This is a genomic window from Synechococcus sp. J7-Johnson (assembly GCF_024345795.1).
Lineage (GTDB): Bacteria > Cyanobacteriota > Cyanobacteriia > PCC-6307 > Cyanobiaceae > Regnicoccus_A.
On record NZ_JAGQBU010000007.1, the window covers coordinates 100,256 to 116,787 of the forward strand.

At 68.4% G+C, this 16,532-nt stretch carries 17 protein-coding genes and 1 pseudogene; 8 read left to right on the forward strand and 10 right to left on the reverse strand.

The annotated features are described in order from the left end of the window. Nucleotides 1–43 precede the first annotated feature (43 nt). Complete coding sequence (locus KBY93_RS05625; protein WP_255093256.1) at nt 44–1,081, forward strand: extracellular solute-binding protein; 1,038 nt, start codon at nt 44–46, stop codon at nt 1,079–1,081. Next, nucleotides 1,078–2,622 carry an iron ABC transporter permease gene (locus tag KBY93_RS05630; protein WP_255093257.1) on the forward strand — a complete coding sequence of 515 codons (1,545 nt, stop codon included), beginning with the start codon at nt 1,078–1,080 and terminating at the stop codon, nt 2,620–2,622. The genes KBY93_RS05625 and KBY93_RS05630 overlap by 4 nt, the downstream gene beginning before the upstream one ends. On the opposite strand, the gene KBY93_RS05635 is transcribed toward KBY93_RS05630, so the two are convergent. The 7 genes from KBY93_RS05635 to KBY93_RS05665 form a co-directional block, all read right to left on the reverse strand. Beyond that, a complete protein-coding gene (locus KBY93_RS05635) occupies nt 2,584–3,552 on the reverse strand; it encodes an esterase-like activity of phytase family protein (protein ID WP_255093258.1) in 969 nt (322 codons plus the stop codon). The two genes, KBY93_RS05630 and KBY93_RS05635, sit on opposite strands and share 39 nt — an antisense overlap. A 74-nt stretch (nt 3,553–3,626) precedes the next feature. Then, nucleotides 3,627–4,223: a helix-turn-helix domain-containing protein gene (locus KBY93_RS05640; protein WP_255093259.1), complete on the reverse strand. Its 597-nt coding sequence runs from the start codon at nt 4,221–4,223 to the stop codon at nt 3,627–3,629. Between the two features lie 283 nt (nt 4,224–4,506). Beyond that, the gene (locus tag KBY93_RS05645; RefSeq protein WP_255093260.1) at nt 4,507–4,977 is read right to left on the reverse strand and encodes a Fur family transcriptional regulator; all 471 of its coding nucleotides are present in this window, start codon (nt 4,975–4,977) and stop codon (nt 4,507–4,509) included. A 115-nt stretch (nt 4,978–5,092) separates the two neighbouring features. After that, nucleotides 5,093–6,166 (reverse strand): lysylphosphatidylglycerol synthase domain-containing protein, encoded by a 1,074-nt coding sequence (locus KBY93_RS05650; RefSeq protein ID WP_255093261.1) that lies wholly within the window; start codon nt 6,164–6,166, stop codon nt 5,093–5,095. After that, a complete protein-coding gene (larC, locus tag KBY93_RS05655; protein WP_255093262.1) occupies nt 6,166–7,407 on the reverse strand; it encodes a nickel pincer cofactor biosynthesis protein LarC in 1,242 nt (413 codons plus the stop codon). Before larC ends, KBY93_RS05650 begins: the two co-directional genes overlap by 1 nt. Nucleotides 7,408–7,412: 5 nt before the next feature. Continuing rightward, on the reverse strand, nt 7,413–8,078 hold the full coding sequence (locus KBY93_RS05660; protein WP_255093263.1) for a hypothetical protein: 666 nt from the start codon (nt 8,076–8,078) through the stop codon (nt 7,413–7,415). A 1-nt stretch (nt 8,079) separates the two neighbouring features. Then, on the reverse strand, nt 8,080–8,751 hold the full coding sequence (locus KBY93_RS05665; protein ID WP_255093264.1) for a hypothetical protein: 672 nt from the start codon (nt 8,749–8,751) through the stop codon (nt 8,080–8,082). An 83-nt stretch (nt 8,752–8,834) separates the two neighbouring features. On the opposite strand from KBY93_RS05665, the gene KBY93_RS05670 reads away from it, so the two are divergent. Then, entirely contained in the window at nt 8,835–9,722 is an 888-nt protein-coding gene (locus tag KBY93_RS05670) for a lipopolysaccharide assembly protein LapB (protein ID WP_255093265.1), read from the forward strand. Here the strand turns inward: KBY93_RS05670 and KBY93_RS05675 are convergent. After that, entirely contained in the window at nt 9,691–9,978 is a 288-nt protein-coding gene (locus tag KBY93_RS05675) for a hypothetical protein (protein WP_255093266.1), read from the reverse strand. The genes KBY93_RS05670 and KBY93_RS05675 overlap by 32 nt on opposite strands. A 70-nt stretch (nt 9,979–10,048) precedes the next feature. On the opposite strand from KBY93_RS05675, the gene xth reads away from it, so the two are divergent. The 3 genes from xth (at nt 10,049) to KBY93_RS05690 (ending at nt 13,213) form a co-directional block, all read left to right on the forward strand. Further along, entirely contained in the window at nt 10,049–10,885 is an 837-nt protein-coding gene (gene xth, locus KBY93_RS05680) for an exodeoxyribonuclease III (RefSeq protein WP_255093267.1), read from the forward strand. 310 nt (nt 10,886–11,195) lie between these two features. Further along, complete coding sequence (locus tag KBY93_RS05685) at nt 11,196–12,308, forward strand: hypothetical protein (RefSeq protein ID WP_255093268.1); 1,113 nt, start codon at nt 11,196–11,198, stop codon at nt 12,306–12,308. Nucleotides 12,309–12,352: 44 nt separating this feature from the next. Then, nucleotides 12,353–13,213, forward strand: a complete 861-nt coding sequence (locus KBY93_RS05690) for a tetratricopeptide repeat protein (protein ID WP_255093269.1) — start codon at nt 12,353–12,355, stop codon at nt 13,211–13,213. On the opposite strand, the gene KBY93_RS05695 is transcribed toward KBY93_RS05690, so the two are convergent. Further along, nucleotides 13,137–14,348, reverse strand: a complete 1,212-nt coding sequence (locus tag KBY93_RS05695) for a hypothetical protein (RefSeq protein ID WP_255093270.1) — start codon at nt 14,346–14,348, stop codon at nt 13,137–13,139. The genes KBY93_RS05690 and KBY93_RS05695 overlap by 77 nt on opposite strands. 59 nt (nt 14,349–14,407) lie before the next feature. Here KBY93_RS05695 and KBY93_RS05700 point away from each other — a divergent pair, with 59 nt between their 5' ends. Both KBY93_RS05700 and KBY93_RS05705 read left to right on the forward strand, forming a co-directional pair. Then, on the forward strand, nt 14,408–14,656 hold the full coding sequence (locus tag KBY93_RS05700) for a hypothetical protein (RefSeq protein ID WP_255093271.1): 249 nt from the start codon (nt 14,408–14,410) through the stop codon (nt 14,654–14,656). Continuing rightward, complete coding sequence (locus tag KBY93_RS05705) at nt 14,646–14,879, forward strand: hypothetical protein (RefSeq protein ID WP_255093272.1); 234 nt, start codon at nt 14,646–14,648, stop codon at nt 14,877–14,879. Before KBY93_RS05700 ends, KBY93_RS05705 begins: the two co-directional genes overlap by 11 nt. 222 nt (nt 14,880–15,101) lie before the next feature. Here the strand turns inward: KBY93_RS05705 and KBY93_RS05710 are convergent. Beyond that, nucleotides 15,102–15,335: pseudogene (locus tag KBY93_RS05710) on the reverse strand (transposase); the annotation flags it as partial. Nucleotides 15,336–16,532 lie beyond the last annotated feature (1,197 nt).

Genomic DNA, 16,532 nt, shown 5'->3' on the forward strand with positions numbered 1-16,532 from the left:
CCCACCTGACTCCGTACGTTGCCTGGACGACATCTCTTCGCCCGTGACCCAGCATCGCCCCCGCCGGCTCCGGTTCCGGGCACTCGCCCTTGGCGCTGCTCTGGGGCTGGCATTGCTGACGGGCTGCAGCAATGCCCGTAAACAGGAAGTCAATGTCTATTCGGGGCGTCACTACAACACCGACAAGGAGCTCTACAAGCAGTTCACGGCCCAGACCGGCATCAAGGTGAACCTGCTCGAGGGGAAGGACGATGAACTGATCGTGCGCCTCAAGAGTGAAGGGTCGGGCAGCCCCGCCGATGTGCTCGTGCTCGTGGATGCCGCCCGCATTCAGAGGGCCCGCCAGGAGGAGCTGTTCCAGCCGATCCGCTCCGAGGCCCTCAACCGCGACGTGCCCGCCAACCTGCGCGATCCCGCCGGCAACTGGTTCGCCCTCACCCGCCGGGCCCGGCCGATCATGGTGAATCCGGCCCTGGTGGACCCGGCCAGCCTGGGAACCTACGCCGATCTGACCAGGCCGGAGCTGAAGGGCAAGCTATGCCTGCGCAACCGCGCCAGTGTCTACAACCAGTCGCTGGTGGCCGACATCCTCCAGCAGAAGGGTGCCGCCGCCACCAGAACCTGGATGCAGGGCCTGGTGGCCAATGTGAAAGCACCCTTCTTCACCAGCGACACGCCGATGCTGCGGGCGCTCGGCCGGGGTGAATGCGGCGTGACGGTCGCCAATCAGTACTACCTGGCGAGGATGCTCTCGGATGAGGCCAAGCCGGAGGACCGGGCCCTGGCGCAGAAGATCAAGGTGGTCTTCCCCAGGCCCACCCACGTGAACATCACCGCGGCCGGTGTCACCCGCCATGCCCGCCACAAGGAGGCCGCCACGAAGCTGATTGAATTTCTGGTCTCCCCCAGCTCCGGCAAGGGCTACGCGGCCGCCAACAACGAATACCCCCTGCAGGGATTCGGCGACAACCCGATCCTCAACAGCTTCGGCCGCTTCGAGCCATCGCCTGTGAGTGCCGACCAGCTGGCCCGGGGCAACCGTGAGGCCAGTGCTCTGATGGTGGAAACAGGCTGGAAGTGACCCTGCTCGCCCCCAGGCCGCTTCCGCGCGTCACCCCCTCCAGCCGGCCAGTGCTAACCGCCGTGGTGGTGGTGATAGGTGTGTTCGCCCTGCTGCCGCTGGCGGCCTTGCTGCGCGACGCCGCCTTCCAGCCGGCCATGGCGGGGGGGCTGGGCCTGGGGTTCGATGGGGCCGAGCAGATCCGCGGCACCCTGGTGCTGGTGCTGGGGGAAGGGGTCTGCGGGGCGGTGATGGGCACCGCCATCGGCTGGCTCACGGCCGCGTGCCGCTTCCCCGGCCGGCGCTGGCTGCGGATCGCCCAGCTGCTGCCGCTGGCCTTTCCGGCCTATCTGCTGGCCGCCAGCCTGATCGACTGGGGCAGCAGCCACGGCCTGCGCATCCACGGCATGGGCTGGGCGGTGCTGCTGCTCAGCCTGGCCAACTACACCTATGTGTTCCTGCTGAGCACCGAGAGTTTCTCGATCACCGGTGGCCAGCTGCTGGAGGCCAGCCGCAGCCTGGGGGTGGGCCCCTGGCAGGCGTTCCGCCGCGTGGCCCTGCCGATCGCCCTGCCGGCGATCGGTGCCGGGGTGGCCCTGAGCGCGATGGAGGTGGTGAATGAGCTGGGCGCGGTGCGGCTGCTCGGCGTACCCAGCCTCTCGGCCGGCATCCTCGATCGCTGGCAGGTGGAGGGCGATCCCCGCGGGGCGGCGCTGCTGTCTCTGATTGCGCTGGCGATCGTGGTGCTGCTGGTGGCCGCCGAGCGCTCCCTGCGCCAGCGCAGCCGCCGCTGGAATCTGGGCCATGCCAACGCGGAGGCCCAGGCCTATGTGCTCAGCGGCTGGCGCGCCCTGCTGGCCCAGCTGGTCGTAGCGCTGCCGCCCCTGCTGGCGCTGGCCATTCCCCTGGTGTGGGTGGCGGAGGGCTGGCGCAATCTGCTGCTGGAGCCGCTCGCTGAGCAGCTCACCCTGGCCGGGCGCAGTCTCGGTCTGGCCCTGGTGGCCACCCTGCTCACGGCGGTGGCGGCATTGCTGCTGTCGATCATCCGGCGCTGGAGCCCCCAGCTGGTGGTGCGCCAGCTCAGTTTCCTGGCGGGGATGGGCTACGCCGTTCCGGGCAGCGTCATGGCCCTCGGGCTGATGCTGATCGGGGGCCCCTGGGCACTGAGCCCGCTGCTGCTGCTGATCTGGGGCTACGGGGTGCGCTTCATGGCCGTGTCGAAGCAGGGCCTCGATGCCGGCCTGGAGCGTATCCCTCCCAGCATCGATGAATCGGCCACCAGCCTGGGCTGCAGCTGGACCCAGGTGCTCAGGCGGGTGCACCTGCCGCTGCTGCGCGGGCCGGTGCTGGTGGGTGCGCTGATGGTGTTCGTGGATGTGGTGAAGGAGCTGCCGCTGACGCTCTCCCTGCGCCCGTTCGATTTCGACACCCTGGCCGTGCGCGTGTTCCAGTACGCCAGTGATGAGCGGGTGGGGGCGGCGATGGCACCGGCCCTGGTGATCATGGCCCTGGGAATGGTGGCCTCACTGGCCCTGATCCCCACCCTCGAGAGCCGCGACTGAACCGCTGCTGCTGATGCTGCTGGTGCTGGTACTGCTGTTGCTGCAGCCGGCCAGCCGGCGCGGGGCGAGGCGGGCCAGGCGGTTGGCCTGCAGCGGATTGAAGTTGTCGTCGCTCACCAGAAGCAGGGTGGGACGACCATCGGGAAGGGGAGCCCCCAGGGCCAGTCCCTCCCAGTTGTCGGGGGGGAGACCGGCGGCCAGCAGGTCCCAGCGCGCCAGCGGCGCCTGCAGCGACCCCTCCGGCCCCGGCGGGGACAAATGCAGCAGCTGGGCCCACCAGCTGGCGGGCGGCTCGAAGCCCCGCACCAGACCCAGCAGGCCACCGCCCGGGGGAGCGAGCAACTCGGTGAGCCCCCAGTAGGGGGCGGGCAACAACAGCTGCAGGGAACCCACGGGCCTGAAGCCCCCTGGTCCGTGCTCCAGCAGACGCAGCTGATCGGGGGGATCCTGCAGCAAGGGGCGCTCGGCCGCCAGCAGCAGGGTGAGGGGTGAGCCCGGCAGACGGGTGAGCGACTCGGGCCCCTGGTTGACAGCCAGGCCCTGGCCGGGGGCGGCTCTCCATGGCTGGGGCAGAGGCTGGGCCTGGAGCAGGTGGCCGCTGCGCCAATCGAAGCGCAGCAGCTGGGCGGGGCGATCAGCGCTGCGGCGCTCCTCCGTCACGATCCAGAGCTCGTTGCCCTCCAGCACCAGGCCCTCGGCATCGAGGGGGGCCGGGAAGGGTTCGCCCGTGGCGTTGCGCAGGGGCAGCCGCTCACCCAGGCGCAAGGGGCGCCGGCCAAGAGCTTCCAGATCCCAGATCGGAACCAGCTCGGGTTCTTCGCGGTCGCTCAGCAGCCAGAGACGCCCATCACTGGGATCGCTGGCGATGGCGGAGAAGCCTCCGAGGCTGCGGCCATCGCGGCCTTTGGCAGGAAGCACGCCGTGGGCCACCAGCTCCCAGCCAGCCGAAAGCGGGCAAGGCAGCAGGGCAGAAGGCTGTGGTGGCGGTGGCGCGGGAAGGGAAATCAGGCGGCGGCCAGGGGTGCGGATTCCACCAGGGAGGGCGCCAGGCGCAGCCCGGGTTCGCCAGCCGGGGCTTCCAGCAGCTCAGCCTGGCGGATCCTTGAGATCAAGCGGGTGGTGGTGACCCGGGTGGTGCCGATCAGCTCACCGATGCGCTCGTGGGTGAGGCGGAAGGGCAGATCGCACCACGGACCGCAACGGCGGCCGAGGCGGCGCACCAGCAGACCGAAGAGGGCATGCAGGCGCTGCTCGGCGGAGCCGAGATGGCGAATGCGCAGCAGTTGCAGGGTCCATTCGTTGACCGGATCGAAGCCGCTGCCGTCGCTGGCTTCGGCTTCGGAGCGGAAGCAGAGGGGGGTGAGGGCCTCCACGCAGACGCCTTCACTGCAGAGGCGGTCGGTGCGCAGCTGATCGCCGGGCTGGAGGAAGGCCAGGGTCATGCCTTCTGTTTCCTCGCAGGGGCAGTAAACGCGGGCGATGCCTTCAAGCACCTGGATCGAGGTGCCGCCGGGGCGGAGAGCGGGATCGAGCAGCACGGTCTGGCCGGTCGGCATCCGCACGCAGGAGAGGGGCTGATCGGGCAGGAAACGGAAGCTCACGTGACCGTCGCTATTGCGAATGACTCGCAATCTAAACAGCAAGTCTGCCCTTTTGCAATCGGTTCTCAATAACGAGCTTTGTTGCAAGCCCGGCCCCTGCTCCCGCCCGTCGCCGAAGGGCCATTGGCCTGTGCCTTTTCACTCCCCCATCGGTGACCGTTGGGCCCGGTGCTCCAACGCGCTGGGCCCAGCCTTGGGATCGTTCTCGCACCTCAGCCATGCTCAGGCTCCACGGCGATCGCGCCACCCTGCTCGCTGCCCTCAGCGCCCACTGGGCCGCCGTTCAGGCGGATTCGCCGGCCGCGCAACGAGGACACAGGGCCCGCACGTTGAGCACGCATTCGATCAGGCGAAAGCCATGGCTGCCGGCGGCCTGGCGGCCCTCGGCCAGCACCACGGCACTTTCGAACTCCTCGGTGCGACCGCAGCCCACACAGACCAGGTGGTGGTGATCGCGATGGGCGTCGCTGGCCAGCTCGAAGCGGCGGCCCCCTTCCGGCAACTCCAGTTCCCGCAGCAGCTCCATCGAGCTGAGCAGGCGCAGGGTGCGGTACACCGTGGCCAGGGAGACCCGCTCGTCGGCCCGCAGCAGGCGTTGATGCACCTCCTCGGCACTGAGGTGGCTGCCTTCGCCGATGCGCTCGAACAGGGAAAGCACCTTCTGGCGCTGGGGGGTGAGCCGCTGGCCTCGCCCATGCAGGCTGGAGCGCAGTTCAGTGGCCGGCGGCGTGGAGGCCGTCGAAGCTTCCGGCAATCGGGATGGCACTGGATCACCCCGAACGTCAAAGCCACTGTAACCGCTGTTCTCAACAGGTCCAGCAATTGCGAAGAGGAGAGGCTCCTCAGGCTTGGGCCCAGAGGTTTCTGCCTCAGGCTTCGGCCTGAGTTCCGGCCTGAGTTCCGGCCAGGGTTCCAACCCGGTTTCCTGGCAGTCGCGGCTGGTCGATGGCCCCATCCAGCCGGGCGGTGAGGGCTGCCAGCAGATCAGCCGCCGTGACCACCAGGCGGTAGCTGAGCGCCACGGCCAGCAGCGGAGCTTCCGCCACCTGCCCGCCTAGCTGCAGCAGCAGCACCGCCTCGAACACCCCAATGCCGCCGGGGGCGCCGGGCACCACGAGGCCCGCTGTCCAGGCCAGAGCGAAGCCCAGCAGCCAGCCGACCCAGGGCAGGGACAGCTGCTGATCAAAGGCCAGCACGCAGGCCGCAAACCCCCCGAAGCGCAGCAGCACGAACAGCGCCAGCGCCAGCAGCGGCAGCAACGGGTAGCCGGGCAGCACGAAACCGGCTGATTCCGGGCTGGTTGTAGCCGCCGGCTCCGCTTCAGCGGACCGCTGGGCCCGGGCCAGCTGGCGCTCGCGCGAGCGCTCGAGACGCTGGAGCAGGGGCTGGAACCAGCGCGGCACAAGCAGCAGCAGGGGCAACAGGCCCAGCAGGGGCCAGCCAGCCGTCCAGCCCACTGCCGCTGCGAGCGCCATGGCTGCGCTGGCAGCCAGCAGCGGATCCAGCAGGGTGGCCGCCAGGGCCAGGGGAGCGGCCACCGAAGATTGAGGGCCATCGAGCAGGCGCCCGTCCTGGCCGAGCAAGCGCACCCGCTCCGCCAGGTGCCAGATGCCGCCGGGCAGGTACTTGAGCAGGTTGGTGCTCATGTAGGCACGCACACTCAGGCCCCAGCGGGGCCTGAGCCGGAACCAGCGCAGGCACACAGCCCAGGCCAGGCCATTGATCACGAGGCTGAGCAGGCTCACCCCCACCCCGATCACCAGCCAGAGCCAGCCCTGGGGATCGAGGCGCAGGGCCAGCAGCTGCTCGCCGTTGCCCTTGAGCGCCGCCAGCAGGAAGCCCAGGCTCAGCAGCGTCACCCACAGGCGTGCACCGCCCGGCAGGGGTGGCAGGGGCGGCAGGCGGGCGGTCAGCGCTGACCACAGCTGCTGGGGGGACTTCATCAGCTGGTGGGTGGTTGAACCCAGGCATTGTCCCCGGCCGCGGCCTCGTCCACCACCTGGCGAACCTGGGCGAGGCTGAGGCCATGGCGGCGGGCGAGGGCCGCCAGGTCGTCGTGTTCGGCCTTGTAGCGATTGGGGCCGCCGGGAACCTCGGCCTGCTTGACCTGCACCACCCCCAGGCGGGTGCGCAGAGCACGGCTCAAACGAGGCAGGACCCAGCGTTGCTGCAGCTGCTCGCGCACCCCGAGGCTGCTGCCGTGGCACCACCAGATCCGGCGCAGCTCTTCGGCCTGATCTGGCCGGGCCAGCACGGTGAGCAGCACCCCCTGGCGACCCTTCTTCATCTGGATGGCAGCGGTGAACACCTCGAGGGCACCGGCACGGCGCAGCTCCTCCACCAGAAAGGCCAGGTCCTCGGGGCTGGCGTCATCGATCTGGGCCTGCTGCTGCACCACCGTTTCCAGCTGGGCAGCATTGGCCGACGTACTGGCCGGCGACTCAGCACCGAAGCCAGTTCCCCCCAGCCAGAGACGGAGCAGGTTGGGGCGATCCAGCACCCGGTGGCCCAGGCCGATCCCCACCTGCTGCGGCACCAGGCTGGGTGCCTGGCCGAAACGCTCGGCCCAGCAGGCCATCAGGGCCAGGCCTGTAGGGGTGGTGAGCTCCCCTGGCGGGAACCCTTCTGCGCTCGCCAGGGGAATGGCGCCGCGCCGGGCAAGCTCCAGCACCGCCGGGGCCGGTAGGGGCAAGCGGCCATGGGCCGTGTTGACGCTGCCATGGCCGGCGGGCGGGGGGGCGCAGATCAGCTGGTCCACCTGAAAGTGCAGCAGGCCGGCGCAGACCCCCACCACATCCACCAGGGCATCGAGGGCCCCCACCTCATGGAAGTGCACCTGCTCGGGGGCGTGGCCGTGCACCGCACCCTCGGCGTCCGCCAGCAGGCTGAACACCGCCAGCACCCGCTCGCGCAGAAGCGGCTCAAGGGCACTGGTGCTGATGGTCTGGCGCAGGCCGCCCCAGGAGCGGTGGGGGGGATCCGGCTCGAGGGTTTCCACCGTGAGCCGGCGCCCGCGCAGGCCGCCACTGCGGCTGTCCTGGTGGTGCAGGCGGTAGCGGCCCTCCAGGCCGAGCAGGGCCAGGGGCTCGTGGATCACGGCCTCAGGCAGGCCCAGATCGAGCAGGGCCGCCAGGAGCATGTCACCGGCCAGGCCGGTGGGGCAATCCAGAAAGGCCAGCACCATGGAGCTCAGGCGCTGGCGCGCAGCAAGCGGGGGGCCGCCAGCACCAGGGCCTCGGCGCGGGCCTCGAGCTCGCTCTGGCGGCGGCGCAGCAGTTGCTCCACCTCACGGCGGGCACGCCTCTGCTCCCGCTGGGCGGTGTCGACATCGAAACCGGAGAGCCCCCAGAGGCGCCCGAGCAGGGCCCGGTCGTCGGCGCCACCACGGGCCTGCTCGTAGAGAAGCCGCTCGGCGAGCATGCCGGCCTGCAGCACCCGGCTCCAGCGGCGCAGGTCGTCGGGGGGGAGCTTGGCGTGCTGGGGGGGCTCGAACTCGATGCTGCCGCTGGCTCCGACGCCAGCCCGCAGGCAGGCCAGGCTGCCCACCAGCACCTGCTTCACCGCCAAGCCTTCCTGCTCTGCCACCAGGGCATGGCCGGCCTCGTGGATGGCGATGCGCCGCAGGCGGGAGAGCCCACCGGGGAGGGTTTCAGCCAGCAGGTGGCCGCCGCGGCCGCCGAAACGGGCCGAATCGACGGTGAGCCCGGCGAGCCCGCCGCCTGCGGCAAGGGCCACCAGCCAGGGAGAGAGGCCCAGGGCAGGGCCCAGAACGGCCAGCAGGGTGCCGCCAGCCACCACGGCACCGACGCGCAGGGCGCCTGAGGAGCCATCACCGCGCTGGGGCCGGGCTTCCATCTCAGTGGGCGGGACGGCTCACGTGCGTGCGGTGGCCGCCCCGTTCCGTGCGTCCCTTGCCGCCGCGGCTGCCGCGCTGGGCCACCGGTCCGATCACCTCAAAGCTCTCCACCTGCAGGTTCTGGCCCTGACGGCGCAGGTCGAGGGCCACGAAGTGACGCAGATGCTCAAGGGGCACCTGGCCGCTGAGGGGCAATTTGAACGGTTGGGGGCGGCTGCCATCAGGCCGGGGGCGCTGGCGCACCTTGACCACCAGCTCGTTTGAGTCGGGGCGGGTGTAGATGAGCTCGCCCCGCACCGAGAAGTAATCGTCGCCTTCGGGGAGAGCGTCGGCTGGTGGCTCCGCTTCGACGCCTGGCAAGGCATCAGCATCAGGATCCGGCTCGCTGAGGGTGCTGGGCTCCCACACGCCCACCATCTGCAGGTGGAGGGAGCCGGCTTCCCGGCAGCGCGGATAGACCACCCAGAGATGGGAGCGGTCCAGGTCGAGGTGGCGACGCACCAGGCTGAGCACACGGCCCAGCACGACCGCGTCGATCTCGCTGCCGTCGTCGGTGCGGATCAGCCCACGGGTGAGCTGCTCTGGGCCGGAGGGGACGTACTGGCCACGCACCACGCCTATGGCCCGGTACTGCAGGGGTTCGGTGACCGGGGAAATGGGATGGTGACGCATCGTCGGTGGGGGCATCCATTGGCCCGGGCCGCAATCTAGCGAGGGCACCAGGGGCCAGACTTGCTGGGCCTGGTTCAGGATCGATGCCCTCCCGCCCCTCCACCGCCGCTCTGGGCTCCCGGCCACGGGCGTTGCTGGTGCTGGGTGCGGCGGCCCTGACGGCCCTTTCCCTGATGGCGGGGTGGTGGTTGGGGCAGCGCAGCCTGGGCAGCCGGCCGCTGGACCGCTCCCGAATCGAGCTGGAGAAGCAGGCGATCAGCCTGCGGGCGGAGGTGAGCCGGGGGCAGGCCAGCGAGGGCCAGCAGCAACGGCTGCTGCAGCTGCTGCTGGCCCTCGACAACAAAGCCGAGGCCACGGCACTGCTGGAGCGCATGGCCGATCAACAGCCCGAGCGCTGGAGCCTGCGGCTGATGCTGGCGGAACTGCGCCGCGACCAGAAGGATCCGAGCGGCGCCGAGCGGGAGCTGCGCCAGCTGCTCAACTTCAGACCCGACCAGATCGAGGCGTTGCAGCTGATGGCGTTGCTGCAGCTGGAGCAGGGCCGGGGATCAGACGCCGAGGCCCTGCTCACCAAGGCCTACCAGAAAGCCAGCCGCGAGAAAGCCACTGAGCAGGCATTGGGGCTGGGGCTGCTGCTGGCCGACCTGCAGCAGCGGCGGGGGCAGACCAAGGCCGCCGATGACCTCTACCGCAAGCTCGCAGCAGCACACCCCGTCGACCCCCGGCCGGTGCTGGGCCAGGCCCTGTTGCGGCAGCAGCAGGGGCAGACCCCCCAGGCCCTGGAATTACTCGATCGAGCCCGGCGCCTGAATCCGAATAAGCCCGATTTGCGCCTCGATGACGTGGCGGCTGCCTGGGGACTGGAGCCGCTGCGGCGCATCAAGGGGCCGAAACCAACTCCGTCTGAGCAGCAGCCTGCGGTTGGGCAGCCGCCTGAACCTAAGGAGCTGCCTGGGCCTCAAGGGCCCTGATGGCCTGATCGATGGCGTCACCCGGCTGGGTGGCGTTGTCTAGGGCACTGTTGCGCCGCAGCTTGTTCATCAGCTCCAGCGGATTGCCCGATTCGAGGATGCCGCTGCTGGGGCGGCCGGTGGGGCTGTTGTCGTAGATCTGCTGCTCCTGAATCGACTGCCCGAAGCTGGTTGACGACGACTGGGCCTGAGCCGGCGGGACGAGGAGGGGAGCGGCCAGCAGGGCAAGGGCCGCAAGGGCCAGGTGACGGGCCATGGCAGGCGTGCGACGGGACAGGATGGTGACTTGATGCTAAGTGCCACCAGCGGTGGCTGAATGTTGCGGCATGCAGATAGCCACCTGGAACGTGAATTCCGTGCGCAGCCGGCTGGAGCAGGTGGTGGCCTGGCTGGAGCGGGAAAGCCCTGAGGTGCTCTGCCTGCAGGAAACGAAGGTGGAAGACGGGGCCTTCCCGATGGAGGCCTTCACGGCCCTGGGCTACAGCGGCGTGATCAGCGGCCAGAAGGCCTACAACGGCGTGGCGATCCTCAGCCGGCTGCCGCTCGAGGATGTGCGCGTCGGCTTCGACGCCCTGCTGCCCGATGAAGCGGCCCTGGCGCTGGCGGAGCAGAAGCGGGTGATCAGCGCCCGGATCGAAGGGGTGCGGGTGCTCAACCTCTACGTGCCCAATGGCTCATCGCTGAGTTCCGACAAGTACAGCTACAAGCTGGAATGGCTGGCCTGCCTGCGCCGCTACCTCGACGCCCAGGACAACGACGGCGACCCCGTTTGCATGGTGGGCGACTTCAACATCGCCCTCGAAGACCGCGACATCCACGACCCCAAGCGGCTCAGTGGCGGGATCATGGCCAGCGAGGCCGAGCGGCAGGCCCTGAGCCTGGCCCTGGATGGGCGGCTGGAGGATGTGTTCCGGGTCTTCGAGCCCGAAACGGGCCAGTGGAGCTGGTGGGACTACCGCAGCGGCGCCTGGGACCGCGACAGCGGCTGGCGCATCGACCACATCTATCTCTGCGAGGAACTGCGGGAGCGGGCCACCGGCTGCGTGATCCACAAGGAGGTGCGGGCCAACGAGAAACCCAGCGACCATGCACCGGTGGTGGTAACGCTGCAGTGGCCTCCTGACCCGGACGAGGAAGGAGACGAGGACGGCTGGGCTGCTTAGGCCGATGGAGTCGTCGGGATCGATCAACTGGGGGAGTTTCTGACGTGTGATCCCCTGCACACGGCAACGAATCAGGGTGTGCGCTGGGGCCGACGAGTCCAGCCCTCACCTTGCACCCAACCCCGGTTCTGATCAAAGCGGAGCAAGGCCTGCCCGATGCTCCAGCCCGCCCAACTCATCGGCCCTGCCGTCAGTAATGTGACAACGATCACGGTGGCCTTGAGCCGCGGCGGCATGCAGCCCAATAATTTTGGGATAAGCCTAAGGGGTTCATCTCGTTAGCCTTGTGCGCAGTGAGCCACCCTGACCTGTGGAGCCGAACGAGCTGGAGGCGATGGAGGGGCCCGAGCCGGCCCAGCTCCGAGTCCTAGCCGCGTCGGTTGCTTCGTGGCAGGAGCTGGGCGGCCGCTATGGCGAGCGGGTGAAGGCGATCACGGCCGCGAGCGGGGGGTCATCGCCTGCCCAGCGGGCTGAGGCCATCGATCTGCTGCTGAGCCTGGGGGATCTGGCGGGGGCACGCGACGCCGTGGTGAGCTGGAAGCTGGCCTGGTTCCGGGACATGCCCCGCCGCGGGGCAGCTGAACAGCTTGTGCTGCCTGATCTGCTGCGCTGCCTGGCGGACCTGGTGGAGCGCTGCAGCGACCAGAGGCTGCTGCGGGTGTTCTGGCAGGACATGGAGCGGTTCGCGCCGCCACTGCCCACTGAAGGCGTGCTGCCGGTGCTGAACCGGGCTGATCTGCTGGAGGCCCTGCTGGCAACTATCGACGTGCCGGTCGAGACACTGGCGATAGTGGACAACTGCAGTGGCCGGTCGGACGCAGATGCCCAGCAGTTGCGCCAGCGTCTCGCCCTGCTCGAGCGCGAGGGCTACCCCGGCATCGGCCAGGTGCGGGTGGCGTGGGCGTTCGGCAACGGCGTTGTGGCGGCGGCCTGGAACCAGATCCTGCTGAGCTTTCCGGAAGCGGCTGTGGCCTTGATCGTGAACAACGATGTGGCATCCGCGCCTGGGATCCTGGCTGCGGCCCTGGGCCGGATCGATCCAGAGAAGGACCAGTTCATGCCTTTGTTACCGGCTCCGGCCAGTTTTTCCGCCTTCCTGATCACGGCCCTGGCCTGGGACAGGGTGAGATTGTTCGACGAGGGGTTCCATCCGGCCTATTGCGAAGATCTTGACTATCAGGACCGCCTGCAGGCCTGCCCTGGGCTGGAATCGATTGTGGCAAAAGGCATCCAGCAGGCCATGGCGCCTCTAAATCCCGATCAGAGCGCCACGATTGCCAGTGATCCGACCTTGGCAGACGCCAACCGGCGCAGCTTTCAGCTCAACAGGCTCTGGTATTTGTACCGAAGGCGCAAGCAGCAACAATGCACCAATCAATCAATTTCGCCGCCGTTGGTTGAGTCAGTGGTGCTGAGGCTGTGAACCTCACCCCCGCAAAAGGAGTGTTGGGCGTGGCCCGGCTGCTGATGGCAGCTCGTGGAAACCGCGACCATGGCGACATCGAGGCTGCGGAGGCGGCCTATGTAGAGCTTCTGCAGGCTCGCCCGCATCTGGTGAGCCTCGAATTGGAACTGGCGGGAATGCGCCTGGAGCACGGCCGGCTGGACGCGGCGGTGCGCCAACTTCGTCAACGGCTCTCGTTTGCAGAGATAGGCAGCGATGACGAACGTCTGCAGTTGGAGGGGATGCTGCTCGACGCCCTGCTGCGGCTGGAGCGCTGGGCCGATGCGGAACCACTTCTGCGGGCGCTCTGGACCCGTGGGGAAGCGAAGCCCCGCCACCTGCTGGCCCTCGCTCGGGGATTGGAAAGCATGGGTGAGGAGGAGCAGGCCCTGGCGGTCTTGACTCAGGGCCTCCTGCTAGAAGCGGCCAGCGACGATGAACGGCTTCAGCTGCAGCTGGACCTGGCGCGCCGACTGCGCAAGCTCGGGCGCTGGAGTGAGGCAATCGAAGCAATGAATCGAGCGGTGCTGCTGGCTCCGGAGCAGTTGCCGCTTGCCATCGAGCTCAGGGAGCTTCGCATCGAGGCCGTGATCCAGCGCGGCGACGAGGCTCTGGCCCAGGAAGACTGGCTGGCAGCACGGAAGGCCTACCGCACCCTGCTCGACCTGCGCCCCGACGATCACCTGGCCCTGCAACGGTTGGATCTGCTGCAACGCCTTGATCCCGCCACGATGCCACCGCCGCTGGATGCAGCCCTGGAGGAGAAGTCCCCCTGGCGCCACCAGGCCCTGGAACGTCTCGGACAGTTCAGCCGGTTCCTGAATCAGCTGGAGGCTGGAACACCGACCGGGAGCGGATCGCCAGCTGGGCCTCCAACTCCTTGATGCGCTGCTGCTGGGCCAGCAACAGGGCTTCGGCCCGGGCCAGTTGCGCTTCAGTCGCCTGCCAGAGGGGATCGGATTCGTTCACGGCCAAGCCTTCGCTGAGGTTTCCAGTTTCAGCGATGCAGGCCTGCAGCGGCAGACGCCAGAGCTGTGCTCCGTGGGCCTGAGCCCGGCCGGGTTCGAAGGCCGCGGGCCCCAGGTGCTCCACCAGACAACGACGCAACACGGGACTGGCGCCATCGATCAGCACGCCATCGACCCAGGGATGGCGGAAGGATCGGATCAACAGGGGCAGCAGGGGTAGGGGTGGGTGATCCTGCCAGTGGCTGGTGTCGATCAGCCAGAGCAGGTCGCCGAGAGCCTCGCCGCTGGAGGCCGCGATCTCCCAGGGCACTGAGCCGCCGGGGAGCAGGTTGTCGCGCCAGCGATCCCGCTCGGCTGGGGAAACCTCCAGCAGCAGGCTGAGACGCACAGTTCCCGCCGGGCCCGAACCCAGCCGCTTGATCGATGCCACCTCGGGCTCTTTGGCTGCTGACCACGTCCTCTGGCTGTCTTGGGCCGCCTGGCTGGCCCCGCCTGTACAGCGGAGGGGAGCCACATCACTGCAATCAAGCGCGTCCCAGCCCTGCTGGCCGGCCAGATCGAACAGCCAGGGCCAGGCCACGGCGGGGTCGGCGGCCAAATCGGGGGCCAGGTGAGGCGGTGGAGCCCAGGCGCCATGGGGCATCAACACCCAGGCTGGCATGGATGATGGATCGAGGCGTTCCGCGGCATCGGGGCCAGCGCGCCGCCAGGCCCGGCCCCAGGCCAGCGCAGGTGTGTCCCGAGCCGCCAGCTCCGCCACCACCTCGAACCAAGCCTCGTCGGGCTCGGCACCTGGATGGATAAGCAGCAGCGAACTCGACGGGCGGCGGGTGCTGGCCAGGCGCAGCAGGTCGTCGAGGCGGGGCTGGTCGTCGTCGGTGGTGCGCAGATCTGGAATCAGCTGGTCGCCGGGGCCTTCAGGCACGCCCCATTCACCGAACAGCAGCAGATCGCAATTAGTGGAGAGCCATCGCTGAGCGACCTGCGAGGCCTGGCCATGATCGTGGGCCAGAGATGGCGTGATCGGCACACAGACGCTGAAGGCAGGCACGGCAAGCTCCTTCCCCCCAGAATGAACGAATCTGAGCCAAACGTGTGGGCAATCAGCCGGTGGCCCCAGGGAAGCCGCCTTCCCCCAAACGCTCAGGCGGGGAGGTTCTGGGCCTCTTTGGTGGAGGAGGCCTGGTTCTGGGTCTGAGCGTGGCTCTAGTGGTGGGGCTTCAGCTCGGTGCCATGCCCTGGAGATTCCGCCGCCAGATGCTCCAGCTGCAGGGTGCACTAGCTGGGGGACTGGTGGGGTTCGTGGTGGGCTGGAGTGTGGGGAGAAGCCGGCGGGAGCCCGGATCCGATGAGAGCTAAGCCGCGCCGCGCCGCCTTGCTGAGCCGGCTGCGCTCGACGGCATTGCTGATGGTGTTGTTCTTATGCATCCCGCTGGTGGGGCTGGTGCTGATCTCCTGGGCCATGAGCCTGTTCGCCGCACCGATCCTTACCTCGGCCAACGTCTGGGCCTTCGTGCTTGGGCAATTGCTGGTGGCGAGCCTGTTCAGCTGGCTTCTGGCCTGGAAGTTTCCGGTGGTGTGAGCCCCTGCCACTGGCCCAGCTTGGACGCACGGCTGCGCTGGAGTGTCATTAATGGAAGCAGCCTTGAAGAAACTCGTCCCGATCTGGCTTGACCAAGTAGACGCAACAGAGGTCATGGGTGATGTAGCTTGAGGTCTAGAGCCTGCAAGGGGTGCTGATGGGCGGCCTTGAACAGTCCTAATGGGCTACGTGGGGGACGCATGTCGTCAGAGCCGCCTGCAACTGCTCTGAGCGGATCCCGTAGAACGCCTGCAGCAGTGAGGCCAACAGCAGCTCCTCTGGTGGGACTGATGGCCGCCCTTCTGATGCATACAGCTCACAGAAGGTGGGATTGAGCCGATCGAGCGCCTGATCAGCCAGCTTCCTGATCCGCCGCAGCGGATGACTGGCCGGGATCCGCTCCTCGATCGACACGTAGGAGAACAGGGAGCCGCTGCGCTCCTGCTGACCACGCATCACGACAGGGGCAGTTGCCCCATTTTCGCAGGGACGGCCAGGTTTTTCAGCAAACTCCTAAGCGGCCATGACCATCCAGGATGAGATCCCGACCCATGAGCAACCGCTCGGGCAGGCGGAGACTCTCTAGCAGGAGGTCCGTGCCGTGCTGAGCGACGACCCAGCTGCCATCACCTGGGAGCTCTGGAGCCTCTGAGCGGCTCACACCCGCTGGTAGCGGCTGCGGAGGAGGGAGAGGGGCAGGGCGGTGCTGGAGCCCAGGAGCCTCCGGTGCGCAGCTGATCTCCGCAGGTGCACCGTGCTGCGCGGCGAAACCGATGCTCCGGGTGGCGACTGTTCATGGTTCCTGTGCCGGTTCGATCAGAGCCCGGAGTTTTTGCCCCCCGCTGACCGCGAAGCCCTCTCGCTCATAGAAGTCGAGAGTGCGCGCGAAGGCAGGCAGCGGCGGCGTCGCCACCTCCAGTCGACTCCAGCTCTGCCTGCGGCCATGGCCTCGGCGTTGGCAGCCAGCAGAGCGCTGCCAACGCCGGGGCCCCGATGGGGCGGGCGCACGTAGAGCTCGGCATAGAGCGCAAAGACCTCGCACAGTGCCAGGAATGCCAGAGGCTCGCTGCTGTTGCCAGGGCCGCGGGCGAGGAAGACGACGCATCGACCGTTCTCCAGGGCTGCCTCCAGTCGCGACTGGGTGGACGTCGCATCGAAATTGTCAGGCGACAGCGAAAACTGGTCCAGCCAATTCCGGATGTCGCTTGACAGAAATGAAAGACCCGCTCGCTGATGCGGGTCTGGATCTCCTCCAGCAGCTCTCCGGTGAGGGTGATGATCGCTGGGGCATCCGACACCTCAGCCAGCTCGATGCGTGGTGTCATCAGCGGCTCATGCTGCGGTGCGTAGGTAAGGACCAGAAGGTTATGGGTGCTGGCAACCGTGAGCTGTTCGACCTGGATGACGCCTAGCTGGCTGCACTGATCGCTGCGATGGCTCAGCCGTAACCCACCCGCCCCGATGCGCATGGGGCTCCCCTTCACCACCACCTGAACCATGGGCGGCCATAAATATCAGCCCCCGCTTCGGCCGTCCGATGCCGCCGCTGGTTCTCACGGAGGACGAAGTTCAGCAGCTGCAGAGCATCGCCAACTCCCGCTCTTTGCCCCACTCGATCGTGCAGCGCGCGCAGATCGTGCTGGCCTGCGGTGC